Genomic DNA, 13,446 nt, shown 5'->3' with positions numbered 1-13,446 from the left:
CGGATTGTACAAGCAAATAAGGGGGAATAAGCATCTCATATACTATCACAATCGAAAAGAGGTGGTAGTTTATGACTGCTGCAGAGAAGAGAAAAATTCAAAGAGCTTTGAACGCATTGCGTAAGCAAAGAGTGATTCTGAAAGAAAGTCTTAAAAGAATTGAAGCCATTCTTTGCAGGTTGCCTATTGGCAGTCGTGAAAGATTTGAATTGTTAGCAGTAAGAGACTCAATAGTAGAAGCGCTTCGACTAAATGCAATTGCCATTAGAAATTTAAAAGATGCTACTTGTTCTTGTTAATTACCCTTATACCAGTTCTACGCAGTTTTTGCGTGGAGCTGGTTTTTTTGAAATAATAAGATTCAAACTATCCGTTATGATACTATAAACTTAATATGTCGATAACGTAAAAAAGAGAGGAAACCATTTATGACCAACAAACTATATTACAATTCTACATACCAGACTGATTGGCAAACCCGTGTGACTGAAACCATAGAACGAGAAGATGGGCTTTATGTTCTTTTGGAGGAGACGGCTTTTTATCCGCATGGTGGTGGACAACCCTGTGATCTTGGAGCTATTCAGGGAATTCCTGTGCTTGATGTAATCAGTGAGGAAGAGCTTGTACTGCATAAGCTGGAACGTTTACCTAATGAGGAATCGGTAACTTGTCAGATTGATTGGAATAGAAGATTTGACCATATGCAGCAGCATAGTGGCCAGCATTTGCTCTCAGCGGTTTGTCTAGAAAAACATAACTTTATGACCTTAAGCTTTCATTTAGGTGAGGACTATTGCACTATTGATATAGAAGTTTCTGAACTGTCTGCTGATCAACTGTACTCCATAGAGAGAGAAGTTAATCGGCAGATTTACTTAAATCACAATATTCTCAGTTATTTTGTAACAGGGGAAGAGGCTGCACAGCTTAAATTGGTTAAACAGCCAAAAGTGACAGAGAACATCCGGATTGTTGAGATCAAAGATGTTGAATACAACGCTTGTGGGGGGACACATGTGTCCTCAACAGGTGAAATTGGGATAATTAAGCTTTTGAAAGCTGAGAAAATAAAAGGGAACACACGGATTTATTTTAAATGTGGATATCGTGCTTTAGAGGAATTTAATACTAATCAGCAAATCCTTGGAACACTGTCTTCCAAATTCAACACAGGCAAAGATGAGATTATTGATCGAATTGAAAAATGGGAAAATGAACAAAAGCTGCTGCAAGCTGAAATTTACCTGCTTAAAGAAAAAAATGACGACTATGTTGTGCAAGAGCTTTTAAATGAGCAAGCGGGAAAGATGATCGCACAAGTATTTGAAGATAAATCGCTAAAAGATCTACAGAGCTTAGCTAATAAGCTGACTTCGAAATGTGATCTTCCTGTATTATTAGCTACTTCTGCGGAGAATAAGGTTGTGTTTGCGCAGAACGGGAGCACGGAGATTTCCTGTGGAGCTTTTTTCAAAGCTCATCTAGGCAGCTATAATGGTAAAGGCGGGGGCAGCGATAAACTGGCGCAAGCAGGATTCCCAACTTGGGAGGATGCTTTGGCATTTTATGAGTTTGCTAGAGGGTGAGAAGAAACTTTTTCCATTATCTTCCGTCTAATTACATATGATTATAATGTCGAGGGAGACGGATAGAAATGATTAAATGGAAGGTAACGCTAGGAATCTTTGCTGTTTTGATTTTAAGTACTGGATATGGATCGGTATCTGCGCAAGCAGACAAGCAAATTCAATTTAACTATAAAGAAATTGGAATCAGCAGTAAACAAGTGATCGCGGAGAATATAACTTTTGTACCCTTGAAATCACTTGCAGATGCTATGGGTTATACGTTATCGTGGGATCAAAAATCCAAAATGGCCAAGCTGGTACGTCCAGAGCGTGAAGTCATCTTCACCGCGGGTACTGCAACGTCAAAAGTGAACGGGGCAGCGATGGCATTAACAAAATCTCCTCGTATCATAAAAGGTTCGTTGTACTTGCCATTGGTCTCTGCAGTCAGTGTACTCGGGGGTAAAACCGCGCTTAATAAAACGGATGGGGTTATCCAAATCGTAGATGAACCTAGATTTGTTGCTGCTTCTGTAGAAGGTAGATCCTATTGGATATCTCAAAAAAACGCTAATTTATATTACCGGGCTACGGCAGCCGGGAAACCAGTAATTATTGGCCAACTACCCCTTAAGGAGTCAGCTTACAATCATGGATTTGAGATTAAAAAACTTGGAAATGGCACGGACTTACTCCAGTTAACGGACAATCACTATGCAATGTTTAATGATTTCAGCAACAGCTATCAGGTATTAGTTCAAGCAGGTACAATAATTAAGCAAATGGATTATCATTATATGATTTCTGCTTATCCACATGCGCCTCAAGTACCTTCCACTCAGGTGTATATGACCGATGGGAAGAATGTTCAGTATATTACTAAGGATGGCGGTTTGGGCAAGTTGTTTGAGATGGAGAAATTAACCGGGGCAACCGGTGATTTCATAGTGGAGTACGCCGCGGAGGATGTGGCACTTGTTCGCTTATTAGATACAACACAATTATATATTGTCTACAGCAGTACAGGAGAAATCGTCAATCTCAGTGAACAACTGATTACTAGTGAGGATCGTAAAGAATGGGATAAAGTAAATGATGGCAGAGATCAATACATTCTGAGCAGAATGTTAGGGATGAAAAGCCGTAAGGGGAATGTGCTGACATTCACCTATACGCCAATCCTTGAGGAAAAAGCAAAAACAGTGACATATACACTTCTAACGAAATAATTCGGAATCACATCAATATAATTAGTACAAAAAAGGAGCGATGTTGAACATCGCTCTTTTTTATGTATTTATGATTATTTCGTTGTCATCATACTTCCACCCTTAATCTGAACGGGTTGATCATTTATAGATACCCAAACATCTATGGCAGAATTGTTGCGGATAATCGTTTTGTCGGCACTTAATTTCAGTGAAGACAGGGCAGTGACATAATCATAAATCTCAATATTAGTAGCGTACCAAATATCTGAATGTCCACCTGCTTGTTGGCAAAAAGTTTCGATTAGCTCCCAATTGTTCTGTTGTGCGAACTCATAACTATGGCCCCAAACATAACAGAGTCTTAGTTTCTGGGAGGGTCCTTCCATTGTGAATCGCTCCCAAACCTGATGCAGATCTTCAATATGGTGGCAGGTTGGATGCCATTCCATGAAATTAAGAGGCATATCAAATTGTTTAGTAGAGTGAACAGTGCGGCTGTATTCAATTCCAACGGACTGAAGTGGTGCAATTATCTCCTGAGAGTATGTACCGTAGGGGTAGGACATGCCTCGCACTGGATAATCCACCAGCTTTTCCAATCGTTTACGGTCTTCGAACAGCTCTTCAATTACCATCGGTAAAGGAAGACGCTCTAGATGTGGGTGAGTAACGGAATGGGCGGACACTTCATGATTCCTGAGCGAATGCTTAACATCAGCGGGCGATAAGAACCCAGGTGCATTGATCATTGCACTATTTAAATGGAAGGTCCCTTTGATTCCATATTGATCAAAAATACCAGCCAAGCGGATATCGTGTTTCTGGCCGTCATCATAGCTCATAGTGAGCGCCTTAGATAATCCGCCTGGGAATAAGTTGAATTGAAGTTTCATGAATTCACACTCCTATAATTTGGTAAGCTCGAAATTACTTCTTCCAATTATAAGCAATTAACGTTATAATCAGATTCCACGTTTAAAAATGAAAGAGTTTTCAGTGAAAAATATACACTTAAGGAGAGATGCTATCTGCCTGACTTTCTCTACGTTGTAAAACTACTCTATGTAAAAGACAAAAGAAACTCACTTTTATATTTTATCACTAACCTGCTGAGCCCACCAATTCTATTTGCAGAGCTGTTCATAACGAAATATGTGGTTGACCTCATTCAGAACTTCACGACTAACGCCTACCTACATATCTTACTATTGGTAAGTTCACTGATGTTAATTTTATATCTGGCTGGCATCAATGGTTCTCTTCGAGCCATTTCTGTAACCAATTTAACGGCAACCAGTATTTATGAACTGGAACATAGTATTTTGGCTAAGACCTCTAAATTATCGACGGCTTTATTAGAAGACCCCGCAACAAAAACGATTAGAGAAAAAGCAAAACGGCTTTCCCTGATCGATTTATTAGATCAATGGACCGGAGTGACAATCCACTTTATAACATTAATCGCACTTATCGTAGTCCTATCCTGTTATGGCTTTTATATCCTGGCAGTGTTCATTTTAGTTGTACAAATTCTGCAGCTTTACCTCATCAGATGGATGTCTCGGAAAGTAGAGGCCAATTCAGCGAATCAAACCTCCTCTGTACGAATGATTAATTATATCGTTGATTTGCTGGTTAGTAGAAATACCCTCCCGGAAGTAAGAATGTACGGAATGTCCTCCTACTTGGTTAGCACAATGAAAGAGCTCTTCAATGGAAATTTCAAACAAATGCACCGAAAAGTTATTTTATCTGAGACCTTAAGCTTCTCCCAAAGTATAATTATGATTTTATTAAACGGGCTTACGATTGCTATTTTAGCAATTACGCTTGGAGGTAGAGGGCAGAGCGCCGGACTTTTCGTATTATTACTTCAAATATCTAGTCAAATATTTATTGTCATACCTGCGCTAACAAGGATGTATTCTGATCTGACCAAAAGTCGCGTGCGCTTCAATGAGTATAGTGCGTATTTGGAACTTGAAGAGCAAGTTCAAAGAGATCCGGAAGATTCCATAAGGAATACCGATGCGATGCAGATCACAATTCAGCAGTTGAATTATCGTTATGCAACCAATGCACAGGACACGCTTAAAAATATAAACATGACCCTCAAACCTGGTGAACGAGTTGCTTTTGTAGGTGAGAATGGTTCAGGAAAATCCACGCTCATCAAGCTGATAGCAGGGTTATATCATCCAACAGCGGGAAACATCCAGTGGTTTAATGGAAAGCAGGAAGTTCTGGCTCATAACGTCACAAAGGGTGTGAGAGTTGTTTTTCAGGATTTCACTAAATTACATAGACCAATTCGAGAAAACATAGCCATGGGGAATATTGCTGCCATGTATGACGATTCAAGATTATTAGCTGCGATGAGAAAAGCAGAAGCCGATTCTTATGGTGTTGCGTTGGACACTTTAGTAGGTCCACAGTTTGGGGGGATTGATCTGTCTGGTGGACAATGGCAAAGACTTGCGATTGCACGTGCATATCTCAACAACGGCTCGCTTACGATTTTTGATGAACCTACTGCAGCCCTCGATCCTTACGCGGAACAGCAGGCGTTTGAAACCTTTATGAAATTAGGAGAGCAGCAGACCTCCATTATTGTGACACATCGGCTATATATGTCCAAATTCGTTGATAGAATTTTTCTGTTTGAGCATGGAGAAATCGTTGAAAGTGGAACACATGAAGAATTAATGATATTGGATGGTAAGTACAGGGGAATGTTTAACCGCCAGTCCTCTTTATATGGCTGAGAAAGGAGAGATTCTGCTGAGAAGAGACCTTAAGAATATTTTAACGATACTGGCACGGATGATTGGAAAAAGTCCCGTAATCTCAACAATAACGATCATAGTTCCTGTAATCAGTGGATTATTAACTTTTTACTCGTATTCTGTTCAAGTTCATATCATTAATGCAGTAGCTGCTGGTGCGATAACCTTTATTCCGATTCTATGGTTTGTTTTAATTCATGGAGTACAAGCCTGTTCATTGAGTATAACCAACATAATAAAAAGTCGAATGAATGCGGAACTAACTCTCGCTTTCCAATCCGAGCTGATAGATATTGCAAACCAAGTTGACTTTGAGGATTTTGATGATGAAGAGTTTGGGAACAAGCTGCAAAGAGCTAAAACAATAGTTGGAGAAGATTTAGAGGGAATTACTGGTTTTTTGGTGTCCAGTGTAGGAAATATCTCAGGACTTATAAGTATCATCTGGTTATCTGCTACAAGTGGATATTTTTTAGTCACACTGGTGGTGGGTTTAATGATCGTATCTACTTTATCTTTTCGAATGTTTACTGAGATTAAAGTTAGAAGAACAGGGCGAGAGCTTACTTTTGACGGAAGAATGGGGGATTATCTAGCTGTAACTTTGGAAGATCCTAATGCGATTAGGGAAATGCGAATCTATAACGCTATCTCCTATTTTACGGATCTCTGGGCAAAGCTTATGAAGAAGCAGCATGATAAAAGGTATAGTGCGAGGAAATTCGAAATCAAAACAGGGATGATTGTGGCTATGGTTCAGACGAGTGCTATTTTTATCGTATTGGTCTATCTGTTAAGTAAAATGGGGGAGTCAAATACAGTTACTGTGGGGACAATCTCAGTATTATTTCTGGCTTTGTTAACTTGTGGTGGTAAAATCATGAGTTTGACTTGGCCGCTAAGCAAGCTTTACATCAGCAGCAGTAAATTATATGACTTAAATGAAGTGCTTACCTATAAAAATAGAGATTTCCGAAAAAATAATATCAATAACAGCTCTGAAGCTATGCTTCCTATTACCGTTTCAAATGTCTATTTTAAATACGCCAAATCCAGTAAGTATGTTTTATCTAACATCAATATGGTCATAAAGCCCGGTGAGAAAATAGCCATCGTTGGAGAAAATGGAGCAGGAAAGTCTACCTTGATCAAATTGTTATTAGGGCAGTACACTGCTAGTTCTGGATCTATTTACTGGAAAGACAGTCCAGAACCTCAAGGTAAAGTATCCGTCGTGTACCAGCATTCTATTAAATTCGAAATGACACTAAGAGAAAACATCCTGTTGGGTGATGCCAAATCTTCGCCGGACGATGTGAAAATACTAAGTATTCTGGAAAAATGTGAGCTGATGGATTTGTTTTACGAATTAGGGGGACTAGATGTAAGGTTAGGTCAAATGCTTGAAGGAAGCAGGCAGCTATCAGGCGGACAGTGGCAAAAGCTGGCGATAGCGCGTGCGTTATATAATGATGCTGATCTTATAGTGTTTGACGAACCTACTTCTGCGATTGATCCGAATGCTGAGATGCAGATCTATACACAATTATTAGATATCTGCCAAGATAAAGCTGCGATCTTCATTTCACATAGACTGGGCTGGGCGAAAAATGTTGATACGATCTATGTTATTGATAATGGAAGTATAGCTGAAGTGGGGCAGCATCAAGACTTAATAAATAATAAAGGGATTTATGCAGATATGTACGCTTTACAATCATCTTGGTATAACTAAAAATGCTTAGCATAGTAGTTTTTACCTTAATTATATTCATGAGGTTTACTAAAAAAATCCACAGCAAATTTCCGGAAATGTATAGCTGCTTGCGATAAAAAGTGCTTTCTGCTCCATGCGATGCCAAAAGAGCGTTGACATAGTGGTTCTGTTATTTTTAATTGAACAATTTCGGTATTTTGACTTCTTCTGCCTAAGGAGAGAGGGAGGGTGAAGGTGATTCCTAGTCCCATTTCTACTAGGGTTTGAATGGCGCTTACTTCTTCAAGCTCGAACGTAATTTGAGGTTCAAATCCAGCTTGTCGGCAAAATTCATCTGAAATTTCACGGAAATTATATCTAGAAGATAAAGAAATGAAATTCTCACCTGCAGCTTCTATCAAAGCAATGCTCTTTCGATTAGCAAAGCGATGATTCTTGGGCACAGTTAAACATAATTCTTCTTCTGCTAAGGTATGCCACTCAATATCTGGTCCGGTAACAGGTGTAGATGATATGCAAAAATCAATCGCTGCACTCTCTAAATCATTTCTCATTTCTAACGCAGAGCCAAGCTGGCGTTGGATGATCCGTACATGCGGATGAAGGGTAAGAAATTCTTTTAGTAAAGTGGGCAATACATACGGGAGTGTGGCCGCAATAGAAATTACACCATGTTCAAGTCCAGCCATATCTGTGAGCTCACGCTGTCCTTCTTCAAGTTCCATAAAAGCTTGCTCGACACGTTGCAGATAGGTTTTGCCGAATTCGTTCAATTTTATATTTCTGCCTTGTCGCTCGAATAAGGGAACACCTAAGTTTTTCTCTAAACGCTGTATGGAATTACTAAGGGAGGGCTGAGATACATTTAATTCTTTTGCGGCCTTAGTCATGTGTTCATGGCGTGCAACTGCCTGGAAATATTGAAGCTGAAGGAATTCCATAACAAAAACCTCACTTTACTTATAACTCTAATGTGATCTATCGATCATATAATATGTATTTTACTTAATTAATTTTCAGTCCTATACTATTGTAACATATAAAAAGTTATAGGTAGGATGGAGAGAGTCTGTTGTGATTAGAGAGAGAATATGGACCCGGAATTTTATTGTTGTTTGCTTAAGTAGTTTTTTTATGTTCCTGACCTTTTACATTCTGGCAACTGCATTCCCGTTATACGTTAAGGAAAGCTTACACGGGAATCAGCAGCAAATGGGGTTAGCGATTACTATCTATGTAATAGGGGGAGTATTGATCCGTCCTTTTTCGGGACAATGGGTCGATAAATTCGGCAAAAAGAAAATGGCGGTTATTGGGCTAACCATATTTCTAATCGCCTGTATTGGTTACTTCGAATCTAATGGAATTGTATTATTCCTGGTAATTCGTTTCCTTCACGGAATGAGTTATGCTATTGCCTCGACAGCTACTAGTACAATAGCCTCGACGCTAATTCCTTATTCACGTCAAGGAGAAGGCATCGGTTATTTTAGCATGTTTATGAGCATTGCTATGGTCATTGGACCCGCATTGGGTCTTTTTCTCTGGAAAGATGAGAATATTAATGTACTACTGTTAGGCGTGTGTGTGATTGCCGCTCTTTCGCTGTTATTCACGTTAGGTGTTCGGATGCCAAAAGAAGATAAGGCTAACGTTATTGAAGCTGTTAAGGAACCTGCTAAGACGCGAAAAGGGCTTCGCTGGAGAGACGTAATCGAGCCGAAAGCCTTGCCGATATCACTTGTCGGATTTACGCTTGCTTTTTCCTACAGCTCCTTGTCTGGATTTATAGCTTCTTTTACGAAAGAAATTCATCAATCACAGCTTACTGGTTATTTTTTTGTGGCTTTTGCAATTATGATTGTATTGTTTCGCCCGGTTATAGGTAAAGTATTCGATAAATATAATGAGCATATTCTCATCTATCCCGGAATTCTAATCTTCGCCGTTGGATTGCTTAGTTTAAGTCAAGCTCGGTCTGGTTTGATGTTAATGATGTCTGGTGTCATTATGGGAATTGGATATGGTGCACTTATGCCATGTTTCCAGACTCTTGCGCTTAAATTAGCGGCTAAAGATCGTAGAGGTAGTGCGAATGGGACCTTTTTCTTGTTATTTGATTTGGGTTATGGAGCGGGCTCGTATTTCATGGGTTTAATTGCTTCTTATACGGATTACCGAATGATGTATGAGGTTGCGGGGGGAGTAACACTTCTTTCTCTTGCTGCGTACTATTTGCTTCATCATGTACCTCAGGCCAAAGCTAAGCTGCACATACAAAAATCAAATATAGACGTTGTATAAATAGATGGTCTTGGCTGTATGATATAATTATTAGAAAAAAATATGGGGAGAACTGTATGACTACAATCATTGATAAAATTGCATGGATTCATATTCAGAATGGACAAGTTTTGTGTGCGCGTTCCAAAGGGAAAGATACCTATTATTTGCCTGGAGGAAAAAGAGAAGCTGGAGAAACAGACGAGGAGACGCTCGTGCGCGAAATCGAGGAAGAGATCTCTGTTCGTATTAAAACAGAAACCATCTCCTATTTTGGAACCTTTGAAGCGGAAGCTCACGGTAAAGCTGAAGGCGTCATAGTTAAAATGACATGTTATATCGCCGATTTTGAAGGTACACTTAGTCCTGCGTCGGAAATCGAAGAGTTATCCTGGTTATCTTATAAGGATCGAAATGGTGTTTCAGTCGTTACACAGATCATTTTTGATCAATTGCATGAGCATAAATTACTTTCCTAATCCACAATTTAAAGTTCTGAAAGCCCGTTTTAAGCCTAAGAGATGGCTTGAGGCGGTCTTTTTTTTGAAAATATATGAAAGGCTTATAGGGGCAACAACATCGTTTATTTTGGTTTAGGACAGATGTCCTTTTTTAAAGGCCTGAATTGCTTTTTAATATGTAAGAGATCGAAGTTGAGGAGAGAGAGAAATGAGAGGAATTATATTTGCGTTTTTAGCGGGGGCTTGTATCACTCTGCAAGGAGTATCTAATGCTCGAATTAGTCAAGATATTGGGACTTGGCAAGCTGCGACAATTACACAGCTAACTGGGTTTATAATGTCCTTATTAATCCTGCTATTCGTCCGAGATGGCAAATCACAGGGCTTTAAACAGGTAAAACCTTTATATTTGATTGGCGGCGCCTTTGCCGCAGTCATTATTTTCAGTGAGGTAACAGCTATTCAGCAGATTGGTGTAACGTTTACGATATCCACATTGCTGATTGCTCAGCTATGCTTGACCTTCATCATCGATATTAAAGGCTGGTTCGGGATGGAAAAACGAAAGATGAGACTGCCACAATTTATCGGTATCGCGTTAATGATTGCTGGCGTCGTGATCCTGAAATTCTAAATGATCCTGATGGACAATCGATAAATGGAGGAATGAAGTTATGATTATAGGTTTGATATTAGCGCTTATCGCGGGCTCACTAGTGAGCCTGCAAAATATATTTAATACGAAGGTTAATGAGAAGGTTGGATCTTGGGCTACAACGACATTAGTGTTAGGCATGGGATTTCTGGCTTCTTTTATCATGAGTCTTATCTTTGAAGGCAACCGTATATTTACTTTGCGAAACATGGAGCCCTGGTATTGGATCAGCGGATTGATCGGAGTGGGAGTTGTAATCTGTCTCGTGCAAGGGACCAAGCGGCTTGGACCAACCTATGCGATCTCTATCGTGTTAATCTCTCAGCTTGGATTCGCTTTATTGTGGGATTCCCTCGGCTGGTTAGGGCTTGAGAAGGTTCCTTTCACTTGGAAGCAGTTGGTCGGAGTACTTGTGATTGTTGGCGGTATTCTAGTGTTTAAGCTAGGCGGTGCCCGGGAGACTCAAAAGTCGGCTTAAATCAATCCTCTAAATAGAGCTAATAAATTTGTAAGCGTGAACCCATAGGGTTCATGCTTTTTTTTGTTATGGATAACCTATTCTCGGACGCATGACTGTCAAATTAGAAGTGATGGCAGTCACACGAGAGGAGAAGAAAATCGATTTATACTTTGCCAAAGCAGTAAATCTGGAGCATAGAAGGAAAGGAGAAATTATCTAATGTCGGGAGCGGAATTGTTAGTAGACTTGTTATTGAGGAAAGGTGTTTCAACGATTTTTGGTTACCCCGGTGGGGCCGTACTGCCTGTATATGATGCATTGTTCGATTGTGAAGGATTAGAGCATATTTTAGTACGGCATGAACAGGCTGCAGTACATGCCGCAGATGGTTACGCGAGAGCGACTGGAAGTGTAGGCGTTACACTCGTAACTAGTGGTCCTGGAGCCACCAATGCTATAACTGGAATAGCGACAGCTTTTATGGACTCCATTCCACTGATTGTACTAACTGGTCAGGTCCCCACGGATATGATTGGATTAGACAGCTTTCAGGAGGTTGATATTTATGGCATGACCATGTCCATCACGAAGCATAATTACATAGTAATGAATAAGAGTGATCTCCCACGCATCATTGATGAAGCTTTTTATTTGGCAACTACAGGACGTCCTGGCCCAGTTCTTATTGATCTGCCTAAAAATGTTATGATGGACACAACTCCAATAATATACGAAATTCCCGAACAACAATCATTTGTTTCTATTCGTGGATATTCAGTTGCTAATCAGTCTAATGGGAATGACTTGGATACGATGGCGGAGAAACTTCGGAATGCTGCCAGACCCTTACTATTGATCGGCGGGGGATGTGTAGCAGGTGAAACCCCTTCCTTATTGCTTAATTTGGCAGAACGTCTCGATCTTCCAGTTGCTTCTACTCTGATGGGTATAGGGGCGTTTCCATCTGATCATCCATTGCACTTAGGAATGGTAGGTATGCATGGAACGGTGGCCGCGAACCGCGCTATACAAGCAGCTGATGTTCTAGTTTGTCTAGGCGTCAGATTTAGTGATCGTGTAACAGGAAAACGCAGAGCGTTCTCTCCTCATTCGTATAAAATCCAAGTGGACATAGATGAAGCTGAATTTGATAAAAATATAGAGATGGATCTAGCTCTTTGTGATTCTATAACAAACGTATTACAGGAAATGCTTAATCGCTTATCAGATAGAAAGATTCCTGAATGGCATGACCAGATCAATGAATGGAGCAGATGTCCAATTCAACCATTTAGAGATCATCATGAATCGAGATTGACACCTCAAGACGTTATTCGGTACGTTGATCATGCAACTGTCTCCGATGCTATTATTTCCACGGATGTAGGACAACATCAAATCTGGACAGCACATCACTATAATTTTAAAAAGCCGCGTACCTTTCTAACCTCTGGAGGATTGGGTACTATGGGTTACGGGTTTCCTGCAGCTATTGGAGCAGCAGTTGCTTTTCCGGAACGGCAGGTTGTATGTATAAGTGGGGATGGAAGCTTTCAAATGAATATGCAGGAAATCATGACAGCTGTAGATTTGCAGCTCAATGTAAAAGTAGTTATTTTGAAAAATGGTTATTTAGGAATGGTGCGTCAGTGGCAGGAACTATTCTTGAACAAAAGATACTCAGCCGTACAGATTAGTTCACCTGACTTTGCCGCACTCGCTAAATCCTTTGGTGCACAAGGTTATCAAGCCAGCACTAAAGAAGAGGCTAAAGCCATAATCCAACATGCTATGAATACCGAAGGTCCTGCTATTATGGAATTTGATGTCATCGAAGAAACAAATGTCTATCCAATTGTCCCGCCTGGGGCAAGCAACGATGAATCGATTGAAGGGTAGTCTAAATTACAAAATAAGGAGTAGAGTATCTTATGCACATAGAACTAAACGCACTAACAGTAGATAAGTTAAAAGAAAACCTTGGGGAACGGCCAGGTGATTTTAAATTGTTCTTCGATACAGAGGGGTGTGGTTGTAATGGCGTGATCGTAATTCAGATCATTAGTGAACCCTATGCTACAGATATTGAAGTTCAGAAAGAGCCTTTTACATTTTTTGTTGATCGTCAACAGGAATCTTTATTTGATGAACAGATGCGACTTGAAGCAGATGCAAATTACCCTACATTTAAATTAAGTAGTGATGCCAGTCTGTTAGGAAATAATATTCGAGTAAAAGATATTCGCTGAGTAGAGCACTGCTACACTAAAAAACCAGAGCATTTGAGATCATCTCTCAATGC

The 13,446-nt window shown here is 39.9% G+C and carries 13 protein-coding genes; 11 read left to right on the top strand and 2 right to left on the bottom strand.

Going from position 1 to position 13,446, the window contains the following annotated elements:
- The first annotated feature begins 71 nt into the window (after positions 1 to 71).
- From MKY63_RS26835 to MKY63_RS26825, 3 genes are all read left to right on the top strand, one after another.
- Positions 72 to 299 (top strand): hypothetical protein, encoded by a 228-nt coding sequence (locus MKY63_RS26835; protein ID WP_036678084.1) that lies wholly within the window; start codon positions 72 to 74, stop codon positions 297 to 299.
- Between the two features lie 129 nt (positions 300 to 428).
- Positions 429 to 1,589, top strand: a complete 1,161-nt coding sequence (locus MKY63_RS26830; RefSeq protein WP_339810487.1) for a DHHA1 domain-containing protein — start codon at positions 429 to 431, stop codon at positions 1,587 to 1,589.
- Positions 1,590 to 1,657: 68 nt separating this feature from the next.
- Entirely contained in the window at positions 1,658 to 2,800 is a 1,143-nt protein-coding gene (locus MKY63_RS26825; RefSeq protein WP_339810486.1) for a copper amine oxidase N-terminal domain-containing protein, read from the top strand.
- 74 nt (positions 2,801 to 2,874) lie between these two features.
- Here MKY63_RS26825 and MKY63_RS26820 read toward each other — a convergent pair whose 3' ends face one another.
- The gene (locus MKY63_RS26820) at positions 2,875 to 3,675 is read right to left on the bottom strand and encodes a polysaccharide deacetylase family protein (RefSeq protein WP_339810484.1); all 801 of its coding nucleotides are present in this window, start codon (positions 3,673 to 3,675) and stop codon (positions 2,875 to 2,877) included.
- 330 nt (positions 3,676 to 4,005) lie between these two features.
- On the opposite strand from MKY63_RS26820, the gene MKY63_RS26815 reads away from it, so the two are divergent.
- Both MKY63_RS26815 and MKY63_RS26810 read left to right on the top strand, forming a co-directional pair.
- Complete coding sequence (locus MKY63_RS26815) at positions 4,006 to 5,547, top strand: ABC transporter ATP-binding protein (protein WP_339810481.1); 1,542 nt, start codon at positions 4,006 to 4,008, stop codon at positions 5,545 to 5,547.
- Positions 5,540 to 7,303: an ABC transporter ATP-binding protein gene (locus MKY63_RS26810; protein WP_339810478.1), complete on the top strand. Its 1,764-nt coding sequence runs from the start codon at positions 5,540 to 5,542 to the stop codon at positions 7,301 to 7,303. Before MKY63_RS26815 ends, MKY63_RS26810 begins: the two co-directional genes overlap by 8 nt.
- A 26-nt stretch (positions 7,304 to 7,329) precedes the next feature.
- On the opposite strand, the gene MKY63_RS26805 is transcribed toward MKY63_RS26810, so the two are convergent.
- On the bottom strand, positions 7,330 to 8,226 hold the full coding sequence (locus tag MKY63_RS26805; protein ID WP_339810476.1) for a LysR family transcriptional regulator: 897 nt from the start codon (positions 8,224 to 8,226) through the stop codon (positions 7,330 to 7,332).
- 133 nt (positions 8,227 to 8,359) lie between these two features.
- Between MKY63_RS26805 and MKY63_RS26800 the strand changes: the two genes are divergently transcribed.
- From MKY63_RS26800 to MKY63_RS26775, 6 genes are all read left to right on the top strand, one after another.
- Positions 8,360 to 9,589 (top strand): MFS transporter, encoded by a 1,230-nt coding sequence (locus MKY63_RS26800; RefSeq protein WP_339810474.1) that lies wholly within the window; start codon positions 8,360 to 8,362, stop codon positions 9,587 to 9,589.
- 56 nt (positions 9,590 to 9,645) lie between these two features.
- Positions 9,646 to 10,047, top strand: a complete 402-nt coding sequence (locus MKY63_RS26795) for an NUDIX domain-containing protein (protein ID WP_076105632.1) — start codon at positions 9,646 to 9,648, stop codon at positions 10,045 to 10,047.
- 190 nt (positions 10,048 to 10,237) lie between these two features.
- Complete coding sequence (locus MKY63_RS26790; RefSeq protein WP_036678064.1) at positions 10,238 to 10,663, top strand: DMT family transporter; 426 nt, start codon at positions 10,238 to 10,240, stop codon at positions 10,661 to 10,663.
- A 40-nt stretch (positions 10,664 to 10,703) separates the two neighbouring features.
- Entirely contained in the window at positions 10,704 to 11,162 is a 459-nt protein-coding gene (locus MKY63_RS26785; RefSeq protein ID WP_036678062.1) for a DMT family transporter, read from the top strand.
- Between the two features lie 201 nt (positions 11,163 to 11,363).
- Complete coding sequence (gene ilvB, locus MKY63_RS26780) at positions 11,364 to 13,043, top strand: biosynthetic-type acetolactate synthase large subunit (RefSeq protein WP_339810471.1); 1,680 nt, start codon at positions 11,364 to 11,366, stop codon at positions 13,041 to 13,043.
- A gap of 32 nt (positions 13,044 to 13,075) precedes the next feature.
- The gene (locus tag MKY63_RS26775; RefSeq protein ID WP_038570840.1) at positions 13,076 to 13,393 is read left to right on the top strand and encodes an iron-sulfur cluster biosynthesis family protein; all 318 of its coding nucleotides are present in this window, start codon (positions 13,076 to 13,078) and stop codon (positions 13,391 to 13,393) included.
- The last annotated feature ends 53 nt before the right edge of the window (positions 13,394 to 13,446 follow it).

It is taken from the genome of Paenibacillus sp. FSL R7-0189, from assembly GCF_037969925.1.
GTDB lineage: Bacteria > Bacillota > Bacilli > Paenibacillales > Paenibacillaceae > Paenibacillus_AQ > Paenibacillus_AQ odorifer.
The sequence above is the reverse complement of the archived record's forward strand: the minus strand, read 5'-3'. Positions and strand labels throughout refer to the sequence as shown.

Bases quoted from the DNA above. Each gene is read 5' to 3' on its own strand.
- MKY63_RS26835 (WP_036678084.1), top strand. From the start codon at position 72: ATGACTGCTGCAGAGAAGAGAAAAATTCAAAGAGCTTTGAACGCATTG.
- MKY63_RS26830 (WP_339810487.1), top strand. From the start codon at position 429: ATGACCAACAAACTATATTACAATTCTACATACCAGACTGATTGGCAA.
- MKY63_RS26825 (WP_339810486.1), top strand. From the start codon at position 1,658: ATGATTAAATGGAAGGTAACGCTAGGAATCTTTGCTGTTTTGATTTTA.
- MKY63_RS26820 (WP_339810484.1), bottom strand. From the start codon at position 3,675: ATGAAACTTCAATTCAACTTATTCCCAGGCGGATTATCTAAGGCGCTC.
- MKY63_RS26815 (WP_339810481.1), top strand. From the start codon at position 4,006: ATGTTAATTTTATATCTGGCTGGCATCAATGGTTCTCTTCGAGCCATT.
- MKY63_RS26810 (WP_339810478.1), top strand. From the start codon at position 5,540: ATGGCTGAGAAAGGAGAGATTCTGCTGAGAAGAGACCTTAAGAATATT.
- MKY63_RS26805 (WP_339810476.1), bottom strand. From the start codon at position 8,226: ATGGAATTCCTTCAGCTTCAATATTTCCAGGCAGTTGCACGCCATGAA.
- MKY63_RS26795 (WP_076105632.1), top strand. From the start codon at position 9,646: ATGACTACAATCATTGATAAAATTGCATGGATTCATATTCAGAATGGA.
- MKY63_RS26790 (WP_036678064.1), top strand. From the start codon at position 10,238: ATGAGAGGAATTATATTTGCGTTTTTAGCGGGGGCTTGTATCACTCTG.
- MKY63_RS26785 (WP_036678062.1), top strand. From the start codon at position 10,704: ATGATTATAGGTTTGATATTAGCGCTTATCGCGGGCTCACTAGTGAGC.
- ilvB (WP_339810471.1), top strand. From the start codon at position 11,364: ATGTCGGGAGCGGAATTGTTAGTAGACTTGTTATTGAGGAAAGGTGTT.
- MKY63_RS26775 (WP_038570840.1), top strand. From the start codon at position 13,076: ATGCACATAGAACTAAACGCACTAACAGTAGATAAGTTAAAAGAAAAC.